This window comes from Winogradskyella arenosi (genome assembly GCF_003337305.1).
Taxonomy (GTDB): Bacteria; Bacteroidota; Bacteroidia; order Flavobacteriales; family Flavobacteriaceae; genus Winogradskyella; species Winogradskyella arenosi.
The window spans coordinates 143,055-169,053 of the sequence record NZ_QPJO01000002.1 but is presented as its reverse complement, the minus strand read 5'-3'; the positions used below and the strand labels follow the sequence as shown (position 1 = coordinate 169,053).

At 35.7% G+C, this 25,999-nt stretch carries 16 protein-coding genes; 13 read left to right on the top strand and 3 right to left on the bottom strand.

Annotated features, from left to right (window positions below; genetic code table 11):
• Window position 1: 1 nt before the first annotated feature.
• The 13 genes from DFQ08_RS05520 (at window position 2) to DFQ08_RS05460 (ending at window position 20,847) form a co-directional block, all read left to right on the top strand.
• Window positions 2-1,435, top strand: coding sequence for a sulfatase-like hydrolase/transferase (locus tag DFQ08_RS05520; protein WP_114308823.1), 1,434 nt, complete (start codon window positions 2-4; stop codon window positions 1,433-1,435).
• Window positions 1,436-1,444: 9 nt separating this feature from the next.
• Entirely contained in the window at window positions 1,445-2,575 is a 1,131-nt protein-coding gene (locus DFQ08_RS05515; RefSeq protein ID WP_114308822.1) for an alpha/beta hydrolase, read from the top strand.
• A gap of 56 nt (window positions 2,576-2,631) precedes the next feature.
• Window positions 2,632-4,134, top strand: a complete 1,503-nt coding sequence (locus tag DFQ08_RS05510; protein ID WP_114308821.1) for a sulfatase family protein — start codon at window positions 2,632-2,634, stop codon at window positions 4,132-4,134.
• A gap of 13 nt (window positions 4,135-4,147) precedes the next feature.
• Window positions 4,148-5,344 carry a putative glycoside hydrolase gene (locus DFQ08_RS05505; protein ID WP_114309674.1) on the top strand — a complete coding sequence of 399 codons (1,197 nt, stop codon included), beginning with the start codon at window positions 4,148-4,150 and terminating at the stop codon, window positions 5,342-5,344.
• 43 nt (window positions 5,345-5,387) lie between these two features.
• A complete protein-coding gene (locus tag DFQ08_RS05500; protein ID WP_114308820.1) occupies window positions 5,388-5,900 on the top strand; it encodes an alpha/beta hydrolase in 513 nt (170 codons plus the stop codon).
• Window positions 5,872-6,162, top strand: a complete 291-nt coding sequence (locus DFQ08_RS05495; RefSeq protein ID WP_114308819.1) for a prolyl oligopeptidase family serine peptidase — start codon at window positions 5,872-5,874, stop codon at window positions 6,160-6,162. The genes DFQ08_RS05500 and DFQ08_RS05495 overlap by 29 nt, the downstream gene beginning before the upstream one ends.
• Window positions 6,163-6,325: 163 nt before the next feature.
• Window positions 6,326-8,644 carry a glycosyl hydrolase family 95 catalytic domain-containing protein gene (locus tag DFQ08_RS05490; protein WP_147269447.1) on the top strand — a complete coding sequence of 773 codons (2,319 nt, stop codon included), beginning with the start codon at window positions 6,326-6,328 and terminating at the stop codon, window positions 8,642-8,644.
• A gap of 96 nt (window positions 8,645-8,740) precedes the next feature.
• Window positions 8,741-10,261 carry a sulfatase-like hydrolase/transferase gene (locus tag DFQ08_RS05485; protein WP_114308817.1) on the top strand — a complete coding sequence of 507 codons (1,521 nt, stop codon included), beginning with the start codon at window positions 8,741-8,743 and terminating at the stop codon, window positions 10,259-10,261.
• A 230-nt stretch (window positions 10,262-10,491) separates the two neighbouring features.
• Window positions 10,492-12,147: a hypothetical protein gene (locus tag DFQ08_RS05480; RefSeq protein ID WP_114308816.1), complete on the top strand. Its 1,656-nt coding sequence runs from the start codon at window positions 10,492-10,494 to the stop codon at window positions 12,145-12,147.
• Window positions 12,148-12,535: 388 nt separating this feature from the next.
• Window positions 12,536-14,500: a T9SS type A sorting domain-containing protein gene (locus DFQ08_RS05475; RefSeq protein ID WP_114308815.1), complete on the top strand. Its 1,965-nt coding sequence runs from the start codon at window positions 12,536-12,538 to the stop codon at window positions 14,498-14,500.
• 48 nt (window positions 14,501-14,548) lie between these two features.
• On the top strand, window positions 14,549-16,117 hold the full coding sequence (locus tag DFQ08_RS05470) for a sulfatase family protein (RefSeq protein ID WP_114308814.1): 1,569 nt from the start codon (window positions 14,549-14,551) through the stop codon (window positions 16,115-16,117).
• Between the two features lie 42 nt (window positions 16,118-16,159).
• Window positions 16,160-18,019, top strand: coding sequence for a sulfatase (locus DFQ08_RS05465; protein ID WP_114308813.1), 1,860 nt, complete (start codon window positions 16,160-16,162; stop codon window positions 18,017-18,019).
• Window positions 18,020-18,270: 251 nt separating this feature from the next.
• Window positions 18,271-20,847 carry a sulfatase-like hydrolase/transferase gene (locus tag DFQ08_RS05460; protein WP_181858365.1) on the top strand — a complete coding sequence of 859 codons (2,577 nt, stop codon included), beginning with the start codon at window positions 18,271-18,273 and terminating at the stop codon, window positions 20,845-20,847.
• 266 nt (window positions 20,848-21,113) lie between these two features.
• On the opposite strand, the gene DFQ08_RS05455 is transcribed toward DFQ08_RS05460, so the two are convergent.
• The 3 genes from DFQ08_RS05455 to DFQ08_RS05445 form a co-directional block, all read right to left on the bottom strand.
• On the bottom strand, window positions 21,114-23,828 hold the full coding sequence (locus DFQ08_RS05455; RefSeq protein ID WP_114308811.1) for an outer membrane beta-barrel protein: 2,715 nt from the start codon (window positions 23,826-23,828) through the stop codon (window positions 21,114-21,116).
• Between the two features lie 215 nt (window positions 23,829-24,043).
• The gene (locus DFQ08_RS05450; protein ID WP_114308810.1) at window positions 24,044-24,823 is read right to left on the bottom strand and encodes a T9SS type A sorting domain-containing protein; all 780 of its coding nucleotides are present in this window, start codon (window positions 24,821-24,823) and stop codon (window positions 24,044-24,046) included.
• Between the two features lie 309 nt (window positions 24,824-25,132).
• Complete coding sequence (locus DFQ08_RS05445; protein ID WP_114308809.1) at window positions 25,133-25,942, bottom strand: T9SS type A sorting domain-containing protein; 810 nt, start codon at window positions 25,940-25,942, stop codon at window positions 25,133-25,135.
• Window positions 25,943-25,999 lie beyond the last annotated feature (57 nt).

Here is a 25,999-nt window from a genome sequence, read left to right as displayed (position 1 = left end):
GATGAAAAATAGCTTAACATTTTTTGTATTACTCTTTGGTCTCAATATCTATGCTCAGACTGAAAAGCCGAATATTTTATTCATTTTTTCAGACGATCAAACTTTTGAAACCATAGGCGCAAACGGACAAACTATTGTAGAAACGCCTAACTTAGATAAGTTAACCAAAAGCGGGACAACGTTTACACATGCCTACAATCAAGGATCTTGGGCAGGAGCTGTATGTATTGCGAGTAGATCTATGATCATTAGTGGTGCTAGTGTTTGGAATGCGCAAAACACCATTAAAGATATTAAAGCTAAAAAGAAACGTTCTTGGCCAGAATTGATGCAAGAAGCCGGTTATACCACCTATATGAGCGGAAAATGGCATGTGCCCATTCCTGTAAACTCGGTGTTTAATGTCGTTAAAAATGTTAGAGCTGGAATGCCTAAAAGCGTTAAAAAAGCGTACAACAGACCTGTTCAAGGAGAAAATCAAGATACAGCTTGGTTACCATGGGATACAAAAAATGGTGGTTTTTGGCAAGGTGGAGCACATTGGAGTGAAGTCTTAGCCGATGATGGTGTTGAATTTATAAAAAATGCTGCTTCAGAGGATAAACCATTTTTTATGTATTTGGCATTTAACGCACCTCACGATCCAAGGCAAGCACCAAAAGAATATATAGATAAGTATGCTTTAGATAGCATCAAACTTCCTGAAAATTATCAAGATTTATATCCAGATATGGGAGACAATGCCATACCTAAAATTAGAGATGAACGATTAGCACCATTCCCTAGAACACCTTATGCTATAAAAGTACACCGACAAGAATATTATGCCAGCATTACGTATATGGATGCACAAATCGGTCGCATTTTAGAGGCGCTTGAAGCCTCAGGAAAAGCTGATAATACCATTATTATTTTTACATCAGATCATGGTTTGGCTGTTGGACATCATGGCTTAGTTGGTAAACAAAATATGTATGAGCATTCTGTTCGTGCGCCGTTTATTATTTCCGGACCAGGTATAAAAGCAGATCATAAAATAGAGACGCCTATTTATCTTCAAGATGCGATGGCAACGTCTTTAGAACTAGCGAAAATTTCAAAACCCGAGTATGTCACCTTTCAAAGTGTACTTCCATTACTGCAAAATGAAAAAAACAATCCTTATGAAAGTATTTATAGTGCTTATTTGGGAACACAACGCATGCTCATTAAAGACCATTGGAAATTAATTGTTTACCCAAAAATTAAAAAGAAAAAACTGTTCAACCTTTTAAAGGATAAATTTGAAATGAATGATTTGGCAAACAGTGCTGAATATAATGATAAAGTAATTGAAATGACGCATTTACTTGAAGCTAAAATGGATAAAAACAATGATCCTATGACCTCTTTAGAAGCTGCAGATTATTCGGTATCTAAAAAAACAAAACACTAACAAAAAACGATGAAAGTAAAATTGAAGATTGTATTAGCAGTATCATTTGTGATTTTATTTTATATAATTGGAAATTCCCAAACCGATGATCAATCAAACGGAACATATCGTGAGATCTACATCAAAAAAAATTGGGATAAATTAGATACAAACAAGGATGGTCAATTTTCAGAACGTGAAAACAAACGTAGATGGAAACCATTAAAACGATTGGATAAGAATGCCGACAATCAGGTGAGCTATGAAGAATTCTCTTCACTTCAAATCCCCTATTTAAACACAGGAGGTGAAAGAAAATTGAACGTTTTATATAAAGAAACAAAAAAAGGAAATTTATATCTTGATATTTACTATCCAAAAGACAGAAAAGTAGATCAAAAGTTACCTGTAGTCATTTACACACATGGTGGCGGTTGGACTGCGGGAAGCAGACATGGCGCGGCCAATGCGTCTTTTAATACGGTGCATACAGCGCTTTTAGAAAAAGGCTTTTGTGTGGTATCTGTAAGTTATAGACTATGGGAAAACGGAGGAGAAACATCTATGAGAGATTGCGTAATAGATAGTAAAGATGCCATGCGTTATCTATCTAAACATAATGAGACATTAGGAATAGATCCCAATAGGTTTTTCTCTTTTGGAGATTCTGCTGGAGGGCAAATAGCTCAAATGCTACTATTAAGTGCGACAGAAACGCTAATTGGCGATCCTAGTTTAGCGTCATACACCTATAAAATGGTCGCTGGAGTATCGTGGTACGGTCCTTGCGATTTCGAAGATATAAGTTTGTTTAATCATGATGATAGTTCGGTTTCAAAAGATAGATTTGGTCCTAGAATAACAAAACCAAATACCAAACCAAAGGAAAAATTAGCGCTTTATAGAGAAATGAGTCCTATTAATTATTTACATAAAAACAGCGCTCCGCTATTAATGATTCAAGGCGACAAAGACACCACAATACCTGTAATGCATGCCTATTATATGAAAGAAAAAGCTACTCAAATTGGCGCACCTGTAACAACAGTCATCGTTAAAAATGCAGGTCATAATTGGCGAAAAGTAGGTGCAGATATTAACCCAACACGAGAAGACATAATTAATACAACTGTAGATTATTTCATCTCTCATTTAAAATAAACGGAATACTATTTAGATCATAATTCAATTAAAAACGACACTAATACATTAATAAAATGAACAAATTAAAAATAAACACGACCTGCCTAGTCTTAATATGTCTTGGCCTGTTTACATGGTCGTCTAGCGCTCAAAAAAAATCTAAAAAACCTAATATTGTTTTTATTGTATGTGATGATTTAGGCTATGGTGATGTGCAAAGTTTAGCACCAGAAACGAGTAAAATAAAAACACCTCACATCGATCAACTGACTAAAGAAGGCATGACATTTACAGATGCCCATTCTGGCTCTGCAGTATGTACACCAACGCGTTATGGTATTATGACAGGACGTTATAGTTGGCGTTCAAAACTACAAAGTGGAGTTGTTCAAGGCTTTGCCCCTAACCTAATTGCAAAAGACCGTCCAACAATTGCGAATTTCCTTAAAGACCAAGGCTATCATACGGCTATTATAGGAAAATGGCATCTTAACTTTCAGTATGTAGATTCGATTTCAAATACACCTATCGCTAAAAAATCTAAAAAACACTTACCTCCTATTGGATCTACCATACCTGATGGTCCTATACATCGTGGTTTTGATTATTATCATGGATTCCACCATGCTAAAGACATGAAAGCGGTGATTGTAAATGATAAAGTTGTGCTTTATGATGATGAAATTAACATGCTACCACGATTAACAAATCAATCTGTAAAATACATAACTGATCAGGCAAAGAATAAAGACGGAAAACCATTTTTCTTATATGTGCCTTTAGGGTCTCCACATACACCTATAGTACCTTCAAAAGAATGGCAAGGTAAAAGTGGACTTGGAGATTATGCCGATTTTGTAATGCAAACAGATGCCACTGTGGGTGCTATAACTGAAGCGCTAAAAGCAAATGGATTATCTGAAAACACATTGGTTATATTCACCAGCGATAACGGTACGTCTAAAGCGGCAAATATAGAAGGACTTGCTGAAAAAGGTCATATCGTAAGCGCAGGCTATCGTGGTTCAAAGTCCGATTTATGGGACGGAGGTCATCGTGTGCCTTTTATTGTAAAATGGCCGAATGAGGTTAAACCTAACTCTACAAGTGATGAGTTAATTTGTTTGACGGATATTTATGCTACATTTTCTGAAATTACTAATATGGCTGTTCCTAGTAAAAGTGGAGAAGACAGTGTCAGTATCTTACCTGCTTTACATGGCGAAGACATCAATAGCACGCGAGCTGGAGTCATACACCATTCCATTAGTGGTCATTTTGCTTATCGCTTAGGAAAATGGAAATTGTTACTCGCTAAAGGATCTGGAGGTTGGTCGTCGCCAAGAGAAAGAGAAGCTTCAGACATGCCTATTGCACAACTCTATGATATGGAAAATGATCCTGCGGAAACTGAAAATTTATATGAAAAACGGCCTGAAATTGCAGAACAACTTTTAAAGCAATTAGAATTAGATATCAAAACAGGAAGAAGTACCAAGGGCGAATTTGCTGAAAATGATGTAGATAAAATTGTGCTTTGGAAAACAAAACCGAAACGTAAAAAATCTAAGAATTAACCATCCTACTTTCATGAAATTTAGTCTTTCTAGTATTAGTATCTTCTCAATTGTTTTATTGTTTTGTTCATGTAAAACCGCTCAAATCCCCTATAAAATAAGTGACGGTAGTACTTTTGAAACAAAATCATTTTATCCGAAATTTAGTTGGGAAACTACACCAATGTATTATATGTTTGGGGATCCAAAACGCGTTTTACATCCAGAAGAAGTCGAATTTATTGCAGAACGAACAGACTTTATTTGTATTGAAAAATCACATGGACAAGAGGAATTAGGAGCTGCAGAGTTAGGCGCAAAACATGAAGTTGCAGCCTTTAAAAAGGTAAAGCCAGATATGAAAGTGCTTTTTTATTTTAATTCAGCTTATGCCTGGCCTTTCACTTCTTACAACAAGAATTTCACGAAAGAAAACATTAACAACTACCCAAAACTAAAGGCCTTCTTGATAGAAAACCCTGAAACCAAAGCCTTAGAAGAACGAAAAAACGTTTTTTATTTTGATGTTTTAAATCCGGATTTTCGGGAATGGTGGGTAAATATTGTAGCTGAAGGTGTTCAATTTTCTGGTGCTGATGGTGCTTTTATAGATCAAATGCATGGTTTTTCATGGTTACGCCAAGATAAAGCTCAAGACGTTCAAAAAGCTATGGGAGCTATGATGAACGCTCTAAAAGAAAAACTAGGCCCTGATAAAATAGTACTCGGTAACAATGCAAATGCTAAATTGGCACAATATGTATTTCCATCTATAGATGCCAATATGTTTGAACATTATGGTGATAAGATGTTAACCAAAGAAAAACTGCTTGCAGATTGGGAGGACATGCTTAAAATTTCTAAAGCTGGAAAAATGTCAATATTTAGAATTGGTGTGGAGTATAACAGTGTAGCGATCGCCAATCCTTCATATTATAAAGGCAAAAAGAGAAATGAACGTTTTGCAAAACTCTCTAAAGAGAAATTAGAATATTATCACGCTTGTTATTTAATAGGTGCGCAGCCCTATTCTTATTTTCAATATGGTTGGGGTTGGCAATTGGCGCATGGCTCTTTAATGGAATATCCTCAATTGCAAAAACCATTAGGTGCTCCTAAAGGTGCATATCATAGAACCTCAACGACAGGTTGGGAGTTTACGCGCGAATACGAACATGCTTCCGTTTGGGTGAATACCGAAACTAAAGAAGCTAAGATCACATGGCATTAAAAATGCCCTTGAATGAAACTTTCAAGCCTTTACTTTACTTTTTATGACGTCTGTTAAAATACTTCTTACGACATTCTTAATCGCTTTTTCTTTTACAGTAAAAGGTCAAGTTAATTTTGTCCCAGACAGTACTTCAATCTATAAAACCACAGCGCAAGGCAACTTAAACATGCATCTTTTTAAACCTTCAAATTACAAAGCTTCAGACCAACGGCCTGTAATAGTTTTCTTTTTTGGAGGCGGTTGGGTTGGCGGTCACCCAAAGCAATTTTACCAACAAGCAAGATATTTTTTAGATCATGGCTTTCTAGCTATCTCTGAGGCATACAGGGTTCGTGGCAAACACAATACCACACCTTTTGAATCGGTTACAGATGCAAAATCTGCTATTCGCTTTTTAAGATTACACGCTGATAAACTCGGAATTGATCCCAATAAAATCATAGCCTCAGGTGCCTCTGCAGGCGGGCATGTAGCAGCGTGCACAGGTGTCATTAAAGGTTTTGATAAAACAGGTGAAAATTTAAATATTAGTTCTGTGCCTATCTCCAAATGATCATATTGAAGAAGGCATTCCACACACATTCATATTCCGTGGCAGCGCAGACCAAACTGTTCCTTTTGAAAATGTTGAACGCTTTACTAAATTAATGACTGAAGCTGGAAATACATGCGAATTAATTCCTTTTGAAGGGAAAGGTCATGGCTTTTTTAATGGCTCTTTTTTTCGCAAACAAAAAACGGATACTATTTTTAATAAAACGATGGATTTATCTATGGAATTTCTTGAAAAACTCAGTATCAAAGGCATAGAATAAACAATGCTTATATTCAGCAAGCTTTTGAACGAATAGAGAAAACAGCTTAAAAGATTCTATTCTATCTTTATATTTAATCTTATATACCTTAATAATGAATCTATATAGACTATTTAAATCCACCTTATCGTATCTGTTGTTTATGTTTTGCTTTACGCAAATTATGCAAGGACAAAATGTCGATTTTAAAGTCGATTACCAGTCCTTTTTAGCTAAACACGATATGCTTTGGGATATTATGCCAGACAAATGGCAAACCGCACCTTATTCTGGAAATGGAAATGTTGGTTTTTTATTGTATCAAAGTCCAGAAGAAAAAGACAACGTGATTTCGTTGCATATTGGTCGACATGATTATTACGACCATAGAGAAGCAGAAACTAAAGCTGATGAAATGCTTTGGATTAAACGAAGCCGATTACCATTGGGGCATTTTAAATTAGCCTCTAAAGGAAAAATTACAGGTGTAGATATGCGCCTAGATTTATGGAATGCCAAACTTACAGGAACGATAACAACCACAGAAGGGTCTTATAACATTAAAGGACTTACACATAGTACTAACGATATTATTTATTTTGAAACGGACGCTAAAAACGAAACGGTAGCAATCACATGGCATGCTGAAGCCCCTATTCCACCAGTTTACGAAGTTCTACAAAAAGGAGGCGGTCCAAAAGGAGGTACTTGGGATAAAATGAGAGCCGTGACTTTAGAAATGGCACCAAAGGCAGAATTGAGTAAAAAAGATGGTTATAATTTCTGCTATCAAGCCTTATTTGATAATAGAGGAGAAACCACTACGGGTTATAAGATAACAGGTAATGCTTCTAAAAAACAACAATTAATAGCGAGTGTACATCATACCTTCCCAGAACATAATTCATTAGATATTGTTACTAAAAACCTAGAAACTGCTGATGCGATTATTAAAGATGGCAACTTTATAGCAACGCACCAAGAGTGGTGGCACGCGTATTATCCGTTGAGTTTTATAACCATCAACGATGCCGAAAAGGAATCGTTTTATTGGATTCAAATGTACAAATTAGGCTCAGCCTCTCGTGGTAACGGACCGATTTTAGATTTAATGGGGCCTTGGTACAACAGAACGTTTTGGCCAATGGTTTGGGGCGATTTAAACGTGCAACTCATCTATTGGACGCATTTAACGGCCAATAGAATGGCTATAGGCGAATCTTTACCCAACAACATTGATAAATACACCGAAAACCTAGAAAACAATGTACCTAAACATTGGAAAAACAGTGCGGCCGTTGCGGCATTAATGCCACAAGATTTAATTGCTTATAATGGCGGAAAGGTTCCAGATATGTTGGCATGGATTCTAAATGATTATTGGTTGCATTGTCAATTTGCAGGTGATGATGAGCGAATGCGCGATAAGTTGTTTCCGATTTTGAAAAAGACCGTAAATAGTTATTTAAACTATATTAAAGATAATCCTGTAGAGGACGAAGACGGTAAAATTCATATTAAATACAGTTGGTCGCCAGAATACAAACCAGGACGTGGTCAGGATATCAACTTTACCTTGGCTCTAATTCGTTGGAGTTGTCAAACCCTTATTGACATTGACAATGAACATCACATAAACGACCCGCTTAAAAAAGAATGGCAACATTTATTAGATAATTTGGTAGAGTTTCAAATTGATGAGAATGGCCTTATGGTTGGAAAAGATAGACCTTTTGCTAATCCTCATCGTCATTATTCGCATTTACTAGCTTTTTATCCTTTAATGGTCATTACACCAGAAAAAGAGGAAGACAAACAATTATTACGTACCTCTTTAGACCATTGGTTAGATGTTACATTTAATAGTGGTAAAAAGATTAAAGCAATGCCAGTAACCGGTTACACGGCAACAGGAGCCTCTTCTATGTATGCCAATTTGGGTGATGCTGAAAAAGCATATTATTACCTTGATTTCTTAATTAAGCACAAGAATATCTCATCTACCACGATGTATTCTGAAGGCAAAATAAATCCGGTAATTGAAAGTCCACTGTCCTTTGCTACAAGTTTACACGATATGATGTTACAAAGTTGGGGAGGAAAAATTCGTGTATTTCCGGCCAGTCCTAAAAAATGGAAAGATGTAGCCTTTCACGATTTTAGAACACAAGGTGCCTTTTTAGTAAGTGCGAAAAAAGTAGAAGGCGAAACGGAATTTGTGTCTGTTAAAAGTTTAAAAGGCAACGTATGTACTGTTCAAGTTGATTTCGAGAATCCGAAATTTTATAAAAATGCAAAATCAATTTCAGTGGAAGAATCTTCAGACGGCTTTTATACGATCGATTTAAAAATCGATGAAACCGTTGTTATTACTTCAAAATCATTAAACAAAACCGATTTAAACATTGAAGAATTACCAAAATCGGAAGATGAGCAAAACCTTTTCGGCTATGGAAAGAAAACAAAACGTTTACCAGGTCATAACTATTACAGTTCTTATTAATTTATTATGAAACGAGCATGCTAAAAATATCATCACCCAACAGAATGATTAATAGCGAACAGCATGTGACCACTAAAAAACAATAAAGACAAACACATGAAAACCTTTTTATACAGTCTCTTTATACTTACGTCATTCTTCTCATGCACAGCACAGGAACAACCGAAGAAGCCAAATATTATTTTTGTGTTTTCAGACGATCAACGCTTCAATTCGTTAAGCATGACAGGCGATCCGGTAACGGAAACTCCACATATAGATCAGCTAGCAAAAGAAGGCGTCTTTTTTAATAACGCTTATATTACAAGTCCTATTTGCGGACCAAGTAGAGCCAATATATTTACAGGCCAATGGGAACGAAGAAATAAAATCGGCTTTAATTATATCTCTAAAAATATCATCACGGAAGAAACCTATAAAAAAAGCTGGCAAGTGCTTTTAAGGGAAGCAGGCTATTCTACAGCATTTATTGGTAAAAGTCACACAAAAATTGGTGATAAACACAATACACCTTTAAACGAAAACACAGACTTTGCTTACTATGGCAATGGGCATTTAGGATTTTATCCTGCAAAACGTCATAAGCAATTTTCAAACCTTAAAAACAAAACGCAAATTGAAGGGATGTTAGAAGCTACAAAGGCGTTTTTAACTCAAGATGATAGCTATGATTATTTTTATGAAAATGCGCAGCCTTCTATCAAAAAACAACTCAACAAAAGAGATCCGAACAAACCTTTTTCGGCTTGGATAAATTTAAATCTACCGCATGCGTCTAGTATTGGAGGAATGGGCACGCAGCCAGACGATCCGGAATATTACAAAACAAAATACGAGGACGTTAAATATCAGATTGAATTACCTGAAGGGTATCCACAAGACATTAGTTTACCAGACAATGTTTATGCCACAAAGGATTTAATGAAATACTATGTGACCTCTAATAAAGGGAAGTTGCTCAACGAAAAACTAAAAATGGATCGTGCTGTTTATGCCATTGACCTAATGCTTGGGGAACTACGCGCATTTTTAAAGGAAATCGGCGAAGCTGAGAATACTATCATTGTCTTTTGTTCAGACAATGGTTTATTTTTAGGTGAACATGGCCTAGGCGGAAAAACCATTTTATATGATGAATCTGTACACGTTCCTATGATTGTGTATTCGCCATTTTTTAAGGATAAAACCAAAGGAAAAGTTATTGATGATTTGGTAGTTGGGCAAGATATTCCTGCTACTATTTTAGAACTATGTGGTATGGAAACACCAGAATCCTATCAAGGCCAAAGTGTACTACCTTTAATACACGATAAACAAATTGATTGGAGAGAAGATGTCTTTTTAGAAAATCTATTTACAGACCAAGGCTACCCAAGACAAGAAGGGGTTAGAAGTAAACAGTTTAAATACATTCGTTCGTTTAGTAAGGACAATGACCGCTCTAAATATGTTCCTAATCAGACTGTAGAAACGGATGAACAACCCATTTACGAGGAACTATACGATATTATTAACGATCCTAAAGAGCAAAATAACTTAGTGGGAAACAAAGATTATCTTGAGGTTTTAAATCAATATAGAGAACGATGTAAAACATTGGTATCGGAACTCAACTAATTTAAATTCGCTTGTAAAGAACAGTTCAAAATTCATTTTTCTTCTAAAAGGAGTCTTAATTTCATGGCTCTAATTTAAAATTCACTAAACGTCAAAACGCCATCTCAGTGCGTTAATTAACGGCTAAACGGACTTATGCATAAAAAGAGCAAGCATTTGATAGAATAAAGAATCGTTTTTTCAGATAAGTATGAGATATTTGAAAACATATTAATACTAATTTAAACTTTATGAAAACTCTCAAGTATATTTCAGCTATTCTCTTATTGTTTAGCATAGCCTGTTCAAATGATCCGGACTACGACCCCGTAATCGTACCAGAACCAAGTTCATTTGGTGTAAACGAATATGGCACCGTAGATTTCAAAACGGTAGAAGGCATAGAAATAGGCGTAGATACTTCAGTAGAGTTAGAAGCCTTACACGGTACGCCTGAAGAAATAACTCAAGCCGTAGATGGAATAGTAAGATGGCAGTATTTATCTGAAGGAATAGGGTTTGGTGTAAACACTACAACAAATATTATTGATAAAATATATTTATACTCTGACTTATACGAAGGTTATACCACTAATTATCCGCGTCCGCTTGAGGAAGAATTGCAATATGCATTTGGAACCTTAAAAGCCAAACATCCTACGATTAGAATTGATGATGCCGATGGTAATAACTGGCCATATGTTACGGAAACGCTAATAGAAGCCACTAATGGCGAAGCAAACGGTGTGTATTCTTTCAATTTTGAAAACCTTGGTAGATTTATCTTTATTTCTGATAGTATTGATAATACAGAAGGGTTTGTAGTACAAATCATCTTAGAATCAGATGTTGATTACGGTGATGGTGAAGGCGGTGGTGACGAACCTACTAACCCAGAAATTTTATTTGATGAAGCCGGAGCGAATAGTCAAACATTCAATGTAGGACAAGAAGAGGACGATGATCTTAACCAAGATATTATTACCGTAGGTGGAACAGGAACACTTGTTGAAAACAATGGTTTTATCGGGGTTTCTACTAACGATCCTAGTGATGATGGCGCTACCGCTGTTTTCACTTTTGACATTACAACCAATGCAACGACTGCATTTGATGCTACATTAAACTTAGAGCTAGCAAAAAGAGCAAAAGGTAGCGTTAGCGGAACCGTTTCTGTGACCGGTTATCCAGATACCCCTTTTTCTTATGAGGCTACATCAACGGTAAATGGTGGAAGTGCTCCAGCAATCGATTTTGAATTTGCATCAATGATTTCACTAGTTTCAGGCACACCGCTTACGGTGACTATTACACTAGATGAGATGTTAACTGAAGGCAATACCACAAATCCTATTTTTAGATTATCTAAAGTAACTTTAGACCGTGACATTAGTAATCCAATCAACCCTAATAATATTTCATTCGATATTGCGGGAGATAATACGCAAACCTTTAATGTAGGAAAGGAAGATGACGATGATCTTAATCAGAGTATAATTACCGTGGGCGGCACAGGTGTACTTGTAGAAAATAATAATTTTATAGGTGTTTCTACCGAAGACGCTAATGATAATGGTGCCACTGCAGTTTTTACTTTTGACGTAACGACCAATGCAACGACTGCATTTGATGCGACATTAAATTTAGAGTTAGCAAAAAGAGCAAAAGGTAGCGTTAGTGGAACCGTTTCTGTCACAGGTTATCCAGATACACCTTTTTCTTACGAAGCTACTTCAACGGAGAATGGTGGTAGTGCTCCAGCTATCGATTTTGAATTTGCATCAACGATTTCATTGGTTTCAGGAACACCACTTACGGTAACGATTACTTTGGATGAGATGTTAACTGAAGGGAATACAACTACCCCTATTTTTAGGTTAGCAAAAGTAATTATAGATAAAAATTAATGTTAGGGAGTTAATGGTCCTCTTCAAACTTTAATTAGTTTTAAAACCATAAAAATTAGAAAAAACACCTTGTAAAAAAAGTCCTTTGTTAATTTTTAACTCAGGACTTTTTTTATATTTCAAAATGAATAACTGTACAGTTTATAATGACAAATACTATAGACGTATTACTAAAAGACAAGCTTTAAAATGAAATGATTTCAGGGATCAACCAAAAGCATTTTTAAGAAAACTTAGCTCCCCCTAGCTTCTATTTAACAGAAACATGAGTTTTTGTTTTCGATTATTATAAATGATGTTTTAGAGCAAGTATTTGACTATTTTAAGAAACGAGATTTCCTATTCAGCATATATCTTTGGTTAACTAATGTAAGCTAACTCTTTAAAAATGAACAAATCTCTACACGTTTTCTTTATTTTACTTTTTTTCGTTCAATTCTCTAATGCACAATTTGTATGGTACGAAAATGAAACATCGACCTTTAGAATTGAACAAGAAAGTACCAGTTCAGGAACATTTATTAGAGAGGTTTCTAATCCAGACGTTACCGGAATCAATACCAATGCAACCGTTTCTAATTTTAATAGAGCTCAAGGTCAAGACGCATTTTTACAATTCGATTTATATAATCCGGTTAACGATTTCTCAGGATATGCTGTAACCTTTAAGGCTTATATTGATATTCCTACAGTGTCATTAAACGCCAATAATTCAAAAATAAGTGTGCATTTATCGCATACTTCAATAGATTCTGAAAGCGCCCTAGAACTCAACTTTACCGTTGGGCAACAATGGGAAACCTTTACCTTTAATTTTAACGGGACTGCAATCCCTAACGCTATTATCGATGCTGGTGGTTATCAGCAAATTGCTATAGGTTTTGCCAATGGCACAAGCTCAGTACCGGCCACCACTTATTATATAGACGCTATTAGTGGCGCTACAGACCAAGTTGTAGATGTTGCTTCTCACCCAGCCTCATGGTTATCCGGTTCATGGGGAATTACCTTTCCTGTTTATGGCGGCGAACGTTTAGATTCTGAAGTCGCAGGCGGTTATGATCTTCCTGCTGGTGCTCAAGAAGTGGTCGATGAATTACCTGCTGTAGGGCACGTTATTACCAACTTATCGTACTTTGCCCATTCTCATTATTTCTCGCTTAGACAAAATAGCAACGTCGATGTAGCAAATGAAATCCATGAAGCCTTAGTGCCTAGTGTAGCCAATCAAAACATCCTTTTTGAAGTCATGCAAAAATTCAAAAGCAACGGCAAAAAGGTCATTTTATACATCTCTACCAATTATTTAGATAGAGCCATTGATGACGGTGCAGATATTGAAGCCGCTTGGATCAATTACTACACTAACAATTTTGCAGGTGACGAATATGCTGCTTACAAGGATTTAATTGAAGGTTTTGTACTAGAAGTTAAAGATTATGCCGATGGGTATTGGTTAGATACCACTTCAGAACTTCTTAATGATGGGCATTTAGAAGATTTTGCGCTAATGATAAAAAATACCGATCCAACTGCCATTATAGGAGCACAACCTACAGGCCTTTATTTTACAGATGAAAACGGCAATAATCTTTTAGTGGATTCTGATGGTATTGATGATGAAGATGATAGCGACTATAGAATTATAAAATTTGAAGCCAATAGCACCTATCAAGATTTTACCAAAGGACATGTAACACCACTTGGGCAAGGCGCACCACCAAACTCTTGGGCTTATGAAGAGTATACCATACCTAATATGGTAGAAAACCCATGGTCTATGTACCAAGGAAATACCGTATTAAAACACGCGTGGTTTCCTATTAGAGAAAAATGGCATGTATCTTCTCATCCCATAGTCTTTGGTATTGAAGATGCCTATAGGTTTACAAAGCGCTTGGTACAAGCCAATGCTGCCGTAACCTTTGCAACAACTATTGATGATACGGGAAGTGACAAAGGGTATATGATGGATGATGAGATGCTAATTATGAAAACTATTAACGACAGGCTTTTAGCAACTCCTATTGCCGAATGTGAACCTTACATAAGACCTGAAGGTGCACATTTAGTAGGTGAAGAACCTTTGTCTGTAACAAGTTTTAATTCCTCAGAGATTAAATTCTACCCCAACCCTGTCACAGATGTATTAACTATTAATCGTCTTACCACAGAGGTCAATTACATCTCTATTTTTAGTACTATAGGAGCCAAAGTAATGGAAACCGTATGGAACAATGGTACGACCACAACACAAATAGACATGAGATCTTTAAATAAAGGCATTTATTTTGTAAGACTTACAGATGGTAATAACCTCAGCATCACCAAAAAAATAATCGTATCTAAATAACACTTATATTTTCAACATTAATAAATAATAAAAAGCAACAAAAGGTATATGAAGCATATCATTTTATCATGCATTTTCAGCATTATTACGGCAAGCAGTTTTGCTCAAGACAGACCAAACATCATCTTCTTGTTATCGGATGATCAAACCAGTATTGCAACAGGTTGTTATGGTAACGACCAAGTGGTAACCCCAAATATGGATGCCTTAGCGGAAGAAGGGGTATTATTTGAAAACCATTATAATACCACAGCCATTTGTATGGCAAGTAGAGCGGTTATTCTTACCGGAATGTATGAATATAAAGCGGGTTGTAATTTTGAACATGGTCCACTTAGAAAAGATAAATTTGCAAAATCTTATCCTGTGCTTTTAAGAGAGCAAGGGTATTATACCGGATTTGCAGGTAAATTTGGTTTAGCCGTTTCTGATGATGGCAATAGCACAAGTCATAACAAATGGGAAGACCTTCCTATTGATGATTTTGACAATTGGGCAGGTGGCTTAGGGCAAACCAGTTACCGAACAGCCAAAAATAAATACATGGCTAAATATGCCGAAAAATATCCGCATAGTACTAGAGCATATGCGGCTTGGGCAGAAGATTTTATTATAGAAGCTAAAGCTACGGGTAAACCGTTTTCTATGTCCATTAGCTTTAAGGCACCACACATGCCTTTTTCACCAGATCAATATTTCGACTATGTTTACGAAGGAAAAACATACAAGAAACCTGATAATTACGGAGCAGAGAACGCAGAACATTTAGCGCCTCAACCAAAAACCGGACGACAGTACAACAGCTACGACTTTTGGCGAGATTCTGAAGAAAGCTACCAAAAAACGATTAAGAAATACAACCAATTAATCCATGGTGTCGATTATGCCTTGGGTATGATTAGAAAGACTTTAGAAGAACAAGGCATTGCCGATAATACCATTATTATTTTCACGAGTGACAATGGTTATAGCTGTGGGGCACATAGTTTTGGAGGGAAAGTTTTACCTTATGAAGAAGCGTCTAAATCTCCACTTATTATTTACGATCCTAGAGTACCAAGTAAAAAAAGAGGGGTACGTCGTGAAGCCATTACTGCAAATATTGATTTGGCACCAACCATTTTAAAATACGCAGGTTTAGAAGCACCTGAAAACATGGATGGTGAAGATTTAAACCTATTAATTGAAAAACCAAAGAAATTTAAACGTGAAACTGTTGCTCTCACCAATATGTGGGGCAATGATGAAATACAAGCTATGGGCGTGGTTTCTCAAGATTGGAAATACATTTTTTGGCAGTATGAAGATGATCGCATGAATCCTACTGAAGAACTTTTTCATATTGGAGAAGACACATTAGAAATGACCAATAAAGCCAGCGATCCTTCTGCAAAAAAACAGCTTGAAAAAATGCGTGCGATCTATGATGAACAGCTCGAAAAGTTGCGAAAAGAAGCGACTGCAGATAATCATTATCAAAAATATGGTGTGCTATTTGATAGAAATGCCACAGCTGAAGAGAAAAAACCTTATTTAATTGGTACCTATGAGGAAATTTTAAAAAGAGCAAGCAACAAGAAGAAAAAGAAAAGAAAGACAAAGAAGAAGAAAAACTAATCCTATAAATCAATAGATCTCATAAATTATTACTTTAATACAATGTATAAAATATTCCTACTTTCATTTTTTGTACTGTCTAGCATCCCAACAACATGCAGCAGTCAAAATCATGCAGACAACGAAAGACCAAGCAAACCTAATGTATTACTAATAGTAACCGATGATTTAGGTTGGCAAGACGTAAAATGTTATGATGTTGATGAACCATCTCCATTTGAAACTCCAAACATTGATCAACTCGCTAAAGAAGGTGTCATGTTTTGGCAAGCCTATTCGCCAGCACCAACCTGTTCGCCGTCAAGAGGGGCCATATTATCGGGTAAACATCCTGTACGTTTAGAGCGTACCAATGTTAGAGGTGGTCATCCGCCTTTACCTTTCAATCATGGTTCTACTTTAATTAGCCCTTGGATGCGTGGCGCTTTAGATGCTTCTGAAGTTACTATTGCAGAATCGCTTCAGACTAACGGTTATAAAACAGGACATTCAGGAAAATGGCACGTCGGTGCTGCACGCTCGGATGAACCTTTACCTAAGCAACAAGGGTTTGATTTTTCTAAGCATGGCTTCGGATCACATCAAAAAATGAAGGATAGAACAACAGGATTTGCCACTACAGATCCTTCAGATCCTTTTTATTTAGACGAAGAAGGTTTCCCTTTTGATGATATTACGCAAGATGGTATTGACTTTATGGATGCCTCTAAAGCCGATCCCTTTTTTCTATACTATTGTTCGCGTTTAGTGCATACACCTATTCATACAAGAAGTGAGGCTTTATTAAAGAAATACTATCAAAAATTAGGTATAGACTACCCAAGAGAAAGTGATGTTTGGGACGAAGCAGGTCAAAGAAATGCGTACTATGCAGCCATGGTTGAAACCATCGATCATTATACAGGTTTACTACTTAAATACCTAAAAGAAACAGAAGATCCAAGGTGGCCAGGACATATGTTAATTGAAAACACTTATGTTATTTTCACCTCCGATAATGGCGGTATGGAACGCCATACAAAAGAAGTTATAACGGACAACTATCCTTTAGATAAAGGTAAAATAAATGCCAAAGAAGGTGGTGTTAGAGTTCCACTTATTATAACCGGACCTAATATTGATTCTAATATTGAATCTAACGTCATCGTAAATGGTATTGACTTCTACCCTACCATATTAAGCTGGACAGGTACTAAAAAGCAAGAGAATCAAATTCTTGATGGTGCTGATTTATCTACGTTATTAGATAAAGACCCAACGGACTCTAAATTGGTCATTGACCCTTGGACAGGAGCATCTAGAAACTCTATGATGTGGCACTTCCCTAACAGTTCTATGCAATCGACTTTACGAATTGGAGATTATAAATTGGTACGTAACTATACCGACACTAAAGAAAGAACGACGCTAGATTTATACCAACTGTATGAAAACGGATCGAAACGTGTAGATATTGAGGAATCAAAAAACTTAGCCTTAGAAATGCCTGAGAAAGCGAAAGCCATGAATGCATTGTTACAAGAACGCTTAGATCAACTTAACGCGAGATATCCTTACTTCAACCCAACGAGTAAAAAAGCTTTACCTAACCAATCCAAAGTACCGACTATTGCAGATCATGGATCTGATGGTAATACCGTTTGGGTTAGCTTTAAAAATAATGGTGCTAAAGTGACTAAAGCCGAACTTATTTACACTACAAATGGTGGTATAAAAGGAGAGATTTGGTTTCCTGTACCTATGACATTGAAAGGTAATAAAGCTTATGTGACTTTACCTGAAGGCACAACACACTATGTCTTTAATCTAGTTGATGAAAACAATTACTTAATCAGCTATCCAGATACTGGATATCAAAAACTAACTAAAGTATTTGCAACCAAAGCTATTTCTGTGGATTAGTAAAATAGACTTCCATCCAAGAAAAAGCACTAAACCATCTTATGATTTAGTGCTTTTTTTATGGATAGATCTCAAGGAAAACAATCTTCCTCAAAATCATACCCTTTATACCTTCAGAATACGGTCTACAGAATAAGACTACTCGTTTTTAAAGAAATAGCATCAAAACGATGGAAATGAGAAAGGACTTGATGGAAATTAGAAACATAAACCTTGCTATTACTAGTAATTTTACATCAAATCAATTCCATATGAAAAATACAATATTACTCTTTTTACTCAGTTTACTTTTAATTCCTCAGTTATATGGTCAAGCTATAGACCGACCTAATATACTAATTTTCTATGTTGATGATTTGGGTTGGCAAGACACGAATCTAAATAATGTAGGCCCCCCAGTGCCGTGGGAAACCCCTAATATGGAAGCATTAGCTGCAGATGGCGCTAAATTTTCACAAGCCTACTCTCCTGCGCCAACCTGTGCCCCTTCTAGAGCAGCAATGCTAAGTGGAAGGCACCCTATAAAAACTAAACTTACGCAAGTATCTGGTGGTAAACTACCTAAATTAAATAACGCGCAAGCGGCTAATAAATTAATAGGTCCTTATTATCCAAAGCGTTTAGATGTTGATGAATACACCATAGCAGAAGCCTTAAGTGCTAATGGATACCACACAGGCCATGTTGGTAAATGGCATATTGATGGCGCCAATGGCTTTCCTGTAGCTGTAGATCAAGGTTTTGATACTGAATTTACAAGTAGAGGTGTTCAACAAGGTATGAGTGACCGATATGATATTTCAAATTTTGGTGGGAATGACCCCAATTATCCTTTAGATGCTGATGGCATACCCTATGATTCTGTTACAGATGAAGCTGTAGCCTATTTAGAAGATAGAGTAGCTGCTAATGGCGGATCGGGAGAACCTTTTTTCTTATATATGGCGACTTGGTTAGTACATACACCAATACAAACTAGAGATCTACCAATGTTACAAGACATAACGCAAACCTTAGTCGATGCCGGTGAAATAGATCCAGCTGATGTTGGTCCAAATGGTATACCAACGGAAACAACACCGTTAACTGCGGCAGGAGAACATAATCCATTTTATGGGGCTATGGTTCAAACTTTAGATTGGAGTTTAGGGAAGCTCGTTGATTATTTAAAAGCAACAGATGATCCAAGGCATCCTGGAATGAAATTATTTGATACAACTTATATTATTTTTTCTTCAGACAATGGCGCTTCAGAACAAAATAATGCGGATAACGGTTATGAAGTTGTAGCGGATAACTTTCCTTTAGACGAAGGAAAAACAAGCTCTAGAGAAGGTGGTATTCGTGTTCCTTTAGTGATTACAGGACCAGGTATTGGCGTTAACGAATTTGACAATGTGGTTAATGGATTAGATTTCTTTCCAACAATTTTGTCTTTAACTGATACCACTCTAGATAGCGAACTTAATGCTGATTTAGATGGTGCAGATTTAAGCGACTTACTAAAAGGGAATTCTACCATAGTAGAACAAACTATAGGAGGTGTAGCCACTGAAAGAACCGATCTTTTTTGGCATTATCCTAGTGTTGGTAGTGATATTAAAGCAAAATCATCGATAAGACGAGGAAACTACAAATTATATAAAAAATATATTGACAATACTTACGAAGCGTACCAATTGTATGATGGTGGAGATACTTTTGTTGACATCAATGAACAAATAGATGTCATAAACACTATGGATCAGACGTTGAAACAAGACATGATTAATACTTTAGAAGCTTATTTAGCCAGTAATGATGCAAGATATCCATCATGGAATCCTGATTATTCAGAACCAGATGGACCTTTACCTAATCAACTTCTAGTCCCTGCAATTAACTTAGTAACTTATGATGAAAACTCAGGAGTAGCAACGGCTATTATTGCAAATGATTCTGGTGAAGCGGGAATTAGTTATGGGCATTTGTTGTATAGAAAAAATGAACCAAATGTAGAGTGGTATGAAGCTGGAGCGGTGACCATTAATGATAATGTTATAACAGCAGACGTCCCTGATGATGCTACTGGAATTGTTTTTAATTTAAGAGATGAAAATAATTTCTTAGTCTTATCTGAAGAACTTGAGATTATTAATATCACTAAAATCACATTAAACACGGTTGATGAAATACAGTTATTTGAGCCTGAAAGTTCTGATGTATATGCAGAATTAGTGGGAAATACTACAGCAAACTCGGCATTTGTTCAAATGCGAACTGTTGGTGGTGGTGATGGTTTTAACATCAATGTAAAAGCTGAAGCTCCTGTATTATGTGAAAAGATTGTTTTTAGAGTAAGATCTCGTGAAGGAGACACCGCTAATTTTGATGTCACTATTGGAGAAACCACACATAGTTTTGAATATACCAGTACTAGAGATGCCGATGATTTGTATTACGAATTTGACACGCCAATTACCTTTACGGAATCTGCCAAGGCCATGGAAGTCATGGTCACAGATTTAGTGAATGCCGATGCCGATGTAGTCCCTAGATTTAGAGTTTACGATATTTCATTTCATTTAGATTTAGAAAGTTTAGGCGTTGAAGAAGTAAAAGATACGTTTCAAAACCTTTTAGTATTTCCTAATCCAGCAAAAGGCGTTTTCAGCTTAAATAAACCTATACAATCAGGGGTTTTATATAACATCCATGGTGCAAAAACATTAGAGTTTAAAAATCAGCATAAAAATATAGACATCTCCCATATAAAATCTGGAGTGTACTTTTTACAAGCTATTGAGGCTAACGGAAATAAAACAACCCTAAAACTCATCAAGAAATAAATTTATAAGATTCAATCCTATAGGATTAGCTTCAATTCAAGAATAATTTGTCATTCCAAACAACGCACAAACAAAAGAATCTTTATTAAAAGACGAATTTGTTATACAGCGTTTAGCTTAAGCGCGATTTGCGCGGCATAAAACAGGAATGGCAAATTATTTTTTTATACCCTTTAGAGACTTCGTTTCGCAAATAACAAGCCGAAACTACAGAGTTCCTGTTCAATCTAAAACTACAGAAAAGACTTCTGTAAACCACTAGCCTATTAGTTATTTCTCTTATTCCTTTGCCCTAATCTGTAAGTATAACTTAAAATAATATAGCGTCCTAAACTCTCTGAGGTCGTTTCCTCAAAATAATTAGTGGTACTTCTTCGTTCAAAATCTACATTTTTATCGAGAAGATCAATTAAAACTAATTTTACAATATTAGAACTGTTTTTAACGGTATAGGAAATCGCCATATTCCATAAAGGAAGATGCAGATTGGTAGCAAATTGATTGTCTGAAAACACAAAATAATCAAACTGGGTATTAAAGTTCAGTTGTTTGGTAAAATCATAATCTACAGACGAAAAATAATGTTGCTTGGTATAGGTTCTGTCAAGGTCTTGTTCTATAGAAAACGAGGTGTTATTCACACTGTATTGCGTTCCTAACTTTAAGTCCATAGCGTTTTTATTGCTGTTTTCTAAAGTCAGTCCCATTAAATGCTCTTTAGCAACAACATCATTGAGTTGTAAATTAACCAATGCGGTATAGGCATCATAAAAACTATTCGTCTTAAGGGCATACTGCACCCCTAACCCCTTAATTTTTTTACTAAAATTAAAAGCTGTCGTTAGTCGCTTTCTATTGCCACTATTAATGTAACTTCTTGTTTTAACAAATTCATCATCAATAGCAATATTGGAAATAATAGCATCTTGAGAATATTGGTATTTCACCGAACCCGTAAAATTGAGCGACGATTTATAATTATAAATGTTAGCTAATAGCGAAAAATCGTCATTTTTTTCGGTTTTTAAATCCGGATTACCACGCCTAATAAAAAAAGGATTAAGGTCATTAATAACCGTCGAGCTTTCATTAGTTCTAGGACTGCGTATAATTCTTTTATAGACAAATCGGTATTTTACGCCTTGTGTGGGTTTGTATTGTACGGTTGAAAATGGGTTGACATAAAACTGACTACTCGTGAAGTTATCTTGGTTTACCACACCAAAAGAGCGATCGAGTTCTTGAAGTTCAACACCAGTAAACACATTCAATTTTTTCGCACTATAACTGTAAGCCATTCGGTTTTGATAACACCCTTCTCTGTTATTGTATTTATACACCAGAAGCTCTTCAGCATTAGCATCCGTTACTGTAGTTTTAAGTTGATAGATGTCTTCCTTTTGATTTAACACCTTTAAAAACGATTGAAATTTAAAATAATGATACCCACCTAGTGGCTCTGTATATTTAAAATTGAATTTATATTGGCCGTTATTAAAAACTTCGTCCCTAAGGGCAAGAATTTCACTATTGGAGAGATTACCGCTACTAATGTTTCTTGTGATAAAGGTGTGTTGCGTATTATCTTTTTCTTTTTGACTTATATTGGTATTAAAACCAACACTAAAGCTACGTCCTGCTTTTTTTAGTTTCTGATAGTAGTTTACATTAAAAAGTAATGCTTTTTTAGTGTTCTTATTTCGGTACTCTTGAACGTTTGTTGTTTGTAAAGCCTCCTCTTCATCATAATAAAAACCCGATTTAGAGGTATTTTGAAGAACATCATCGGCATTTAAACGTCCTCTAATAATAAGGCTATTGGTTTTGTTGGATCTGTTTTTATAATTGAAATTAAAATTGTGATTTTTAGAAACTTTGTTAAACGTATTTTCGGCTTCGTAATCAAAGTTATTGGTGTTAGAAAACGATATTCGTTTGGAAAAAGACATCCCTCTGTTATCGGAAAGATTGTAGAAATAATCAGCATTGAACACTTCTTTTTTGTTAAACTCATGACCAAAATTCACACCACCAACCCCTGTTTTTAAATAACCACTTAAGCTTTTTGAGGCTTTTATATGACTATCGTCATCATCAGATTCGTCTGCAATACCATCGGCATTTTCTAGAAAGCCTTGAATGTTAGAGCCCGTAATATTGATATTATTGAGTTTACCAATCACGGAAAACTGCGTTTTAGGCGAAAACTTATTGTAATTAAAATTACTAAAATAGCGACGATCTAAACCAATACCTACGGAAGCCTTACCGAAACCTTGATTTTTTTTTGATGCTTTAAGCGTAAAATTAATCACCACTTGCTTATTCCCATCGGCTACACCTGTAAGTTCTGCTTCATCGCTTTTTTTATCAATAACTTCAATTTTTGCTATAGCATCTGCCGATAAATTTTTTAATACAATGGCCGGATCCCCACCAAAAAACGCTTTCCCATCCACATATATTTTGGTGACTTCATTGCCTTGCGCTACAACTTTACCCTTAGAATCGATCTCTAAACCGGGTAACTTTTTTAATAGCATTTCTAAATTATCACTCGAGTTAACTCTAAAAGAATTGGCATTAAAAGCAACCGTATCTTCTTTTATTTGAATTGGAAGTTCTGCAGATATCGTCACCGCTTCTAATTGATACGTGTCTTCTTTAAGGCGGATTTCACCAAGTTCTATAGGTGTATTGGTGTAAGCAACAGACTCAAAATAGGATTCATAACCTAAATAAGAAAATTGAAGCAACAAGGAATCTTTAGGAGCTTCTTGAAAGGCAAATGCTCCGGTTCCATCGGTAAGTGTATAATTGATATATGTAGAATCCTTCTGCTTTAAAAGGGCTACAGAAACTTGTTCTAAAGGCGTCTTGTTCTCATTAACAATACGACCTTTAATTGGTGGTGCAGTCTGACTAAATACAAGCTTAGACAGGAGCAGCATTCCTATTATCACATATGTATTACTATTCATAACCTCATGAAGCTTTGATGGCTTAACCTAATATTTAAGCTTCGGTAAATATGATTTCCCTTATCCTCGTCTCTATAACTATATCACCTTAAAAAGGGAATTTACGAGAAGACATTAAGTATTAAACAAAAAAAGGTAGCAATTTTACTTACTACCTTAACTAAACAAACAATAATCTAAGCAACTATGGTTACTACAGAAATGAAGGTGTAGGATTATTTTTTTATAATTCTAAGTGTTTTAGAACCTAATGCCGTTTTAATATTTACAAGGTAAATCCCTGAAGATAAATCGTTAATATTATAATTTACTTCTTCTCCATAAGTTCTAATTAATTGACCTGTAATATTATATAAAGCCACTTGTTCTATACTATTGTTAGAATCTATTTGGAAACTATTTTGAACCGTATTAGGATAAACTTTAACGGTTAATTCTGTACGGTTAAAATCTTGTGTAGATAGCGTCCCGTTTACGGTAACATCATAAATTCTTAACCGTACATTATTAACCCCATTCTGAGCTAATTCATCTACTGTAAATGTAATGTTTGTTGCTACCGGCGATAAATTAAGTACATATGGATACTCTAAAGTACGCTCTACTAAAGCATTGTTAGATCCATCTTCTGCAGAAGTATCTTCTAAATTATAGATTACGTCAGCTTGTCCAGGTGCTGAAATTCTTAAAACTCCAGTCATAGCTGCTCTTTTTCTATACGTAAACGTAAGCGTTCTTTCTGTACTACCACTATCGGTATCAATACCAAAACTTTCGCTTACAGAACTTCCGCTTTCAACTTCAGAATTATAACCGATAAAACTTGCACCTTGACTGAAGTCTGATCCTGAAAGCGCATAAATACCAGCGGTAGAACCAAACGAAAATGTGGTGCTTTCAGAACTTGAACCTGTAAAGGTAAAGGTGTTAGATTGTGCCGAAGCTACAAAGATAGAAGCGACGAATGCTAATGTAAAAAGTAATTGTTTTTTCATAATATAGGTTATTTAATAATTAGTACTTCAAAACTAGTTAAGGAATACGAAAAGCGGTTGCTTAATTCACCCAAAAGCAGTCTCTTATCTTGCAAAAACACCTATAGACCAATACACAAGCCCTATTTTAATTTTTTTAAGGTTTTTATGTGAGACTTAAACATTTTGTAGAACATCCTGTTGAGCCTTAATTATCATCATACTTAATTCTGAAATAATTGCTGTTTACAGCTCTAAAAACGAAAAAGAGTTTCTTAGTTACATGAACTAAGAAACTCTTTTGTAATAAATTTTATAAAATCGTGGTCTTTACTCTTTGATCACTTTTAAAGTTTTAGTTCCTAAAGGCATTTTTACCTGAGCAAGGTAAATTCCTGATGGTAAATCACTGATATTATAATTAGCTTCACCTTCAAATGTTTTTACCAAACGTCCCGTAATGTTATATAATTCTACGCGCTCAACGTTTTCATTGGCTTGAATTTGAAAACTATTTTTTGCTGGATTAGGAAAAACATTCGCTATGATCACTTGCGTTGAAACATCTTCAAGACCTAAAACGCCATCTCTTTCAAGAACTACATTTTCTAATCTAAAAATAGAAGTCGCTACATTATCCACGTTTAACATCTCATCTAAAGAAATGGTCACGGTAAGCGGCGAACCATTAACAAGAGATAAAATTGATTCAAATTGAATCGGTGTATCCATTACCGCTGAAACATCAGTTCCGTCCGTAGCAAAAGCGTACGACATGTTTGTATAACCTGAAACAGAAACCGTTCCACTAACACTACACCCTGGACGTTTTGCCATATCTAAAAATAAGGTTGTATTTATTGGTGTAGTAGACGCTGTAGAGATTGTAAAAGTCCATGTCCCTGTGGCACCATCATCAGTAGGGGTATCTGATCTTATCCCCATAAAACTATTGTTAGGCACTGCTACTCCTGTTCCGGAGACAGCAAGAATACCTTCATCAAGATCATCTCCATTTTGTTGTCCTACCGTAAAAGATTGGATATCTGTTCCTGCTTCATCAAATAAAATCTCAGTTTGTCCTGAAGCGAAAGTAAGCGCTCCAAAAAAGGCTAAAGTAAAAAGTAATTGTTTTTTCATAGTTTATCGTTTAAAATTTAGTTCACCCAAAGTTAAAGCTATCCTATTAAAATCCTT

What these genes read in the sequence shown, in the direction of transcription:
- DFQ08_RS05515 (WP_114308822.1), top strand. Translation starts at nt 1,445, where the DNA reads ATGAAAGTAAAATTGAAGATTGTATTAGCAGTATCATTTGTGATTTTA.
- DFQ08_RS05445 (WP_114308809.1), bottom strand. Translation starts at nt 25,942, where the DNA reads ATGAAAAAACAATTACTTTTTACTTTAGCCTTTTTTGGAGCGCTTACT.
- DFQ08_RS05510 (WP_114308821.1), top strand. Translation starts at nt 2,632, where the DNA reads ATGAACAAATTAAAAATAAACACGACCTGCCTAGTCTTAATATGTCTT.
- DFQ08_RS05485 (WP_114308817.1), top strand. Translation starts at nt 8,741, where the DNA reads ATGAAAACCTTTTTATACAGTCTCTTTATACTTACGTCATTCTTCTCA.
- DFQ08_RS05480 (WP_114308816.1), top strand. Translation starts at nt 10,492, where the DNA reads ATGAAAACTCTCAAGTATATTTCAGCTATTCTCTTATTGTTTAGCATA.
- DFQ08_RS05470 (WP_114308814.1), top strand. Translation starts at nt 14,549, where the DNA reads ATGAAGCATATCATTTTATCATGCATTTTCAGCATTATTACGGCAAGC.
- DFQ08_RS05520 (WP_114308823.1), top strand. Translation starts at nt 2, where the DNA reads ATGAAAAATAGCTTAACATTTTTTGTATTACTCTTTGGTCTCAATATC.
- DFQ08_RS05465 (WP_114308813.1), top strand. Translation starts at nt 16,160, where the DNA reads ATGTATAAAATATTCCTACTTTCATTTTTTGTACTGTCTAGCATCCCA.
- DFQ08_RS05450 (WP_114308810.1), bottom strand. Translation starts at nt 24,823, where the DNA reads ATGAAAAAACAATTACTTTTTACATTAGCATTCGTCGCTTCTATCTTT.
- DFQ08_RS05460 (WP_181858365.1), top strand. Translation starts at nt 18,271, where the DNA reads ATGAAAAATACAATATTACTCTTTTTACTCAGTTTACTTTTAATTCCT.
- DFQ08_RS05475 (WP_114308815.1), top strand. Translation starts at nt 12,536, where the DNA reads ATGAACAAATCTCTACACGTTTTCTTTATTTTACTTTTTTTCGTTCAA.
- DFQ08_RS05500 (WP_114308820.1), top strand. Translation starts at nt 5,388, where the DNA reads ATGACGTCTGTTAAAATACTTCTTACGACATTCTTAATCGCTTTTTCT.
- DFQ08_RS05505 (WP_114309674.1), top strand. Translation starts at nt 4,148, where the DNA reads ATGAAATTTAGTCTTTCTAGTATTAGTATCTTCTCAATTGTTTTATTG.
- DFQ08_RS05455 (WP_114308811.1), bottom strand. Translation starts at nt 23,828, where the DNA reads ATGAATAGTAATACATATGTGATAATAGGAATGCTGCTCCTGTCTAAG.
- DFQ08_RS05490 (WP_147269447.1), top strand. Translation starts at nt 6,326, where the DNA reads ATGCAAGGACAAAATGTCGATTTTAAAGTCGATTACCAGTCCTTTTTA.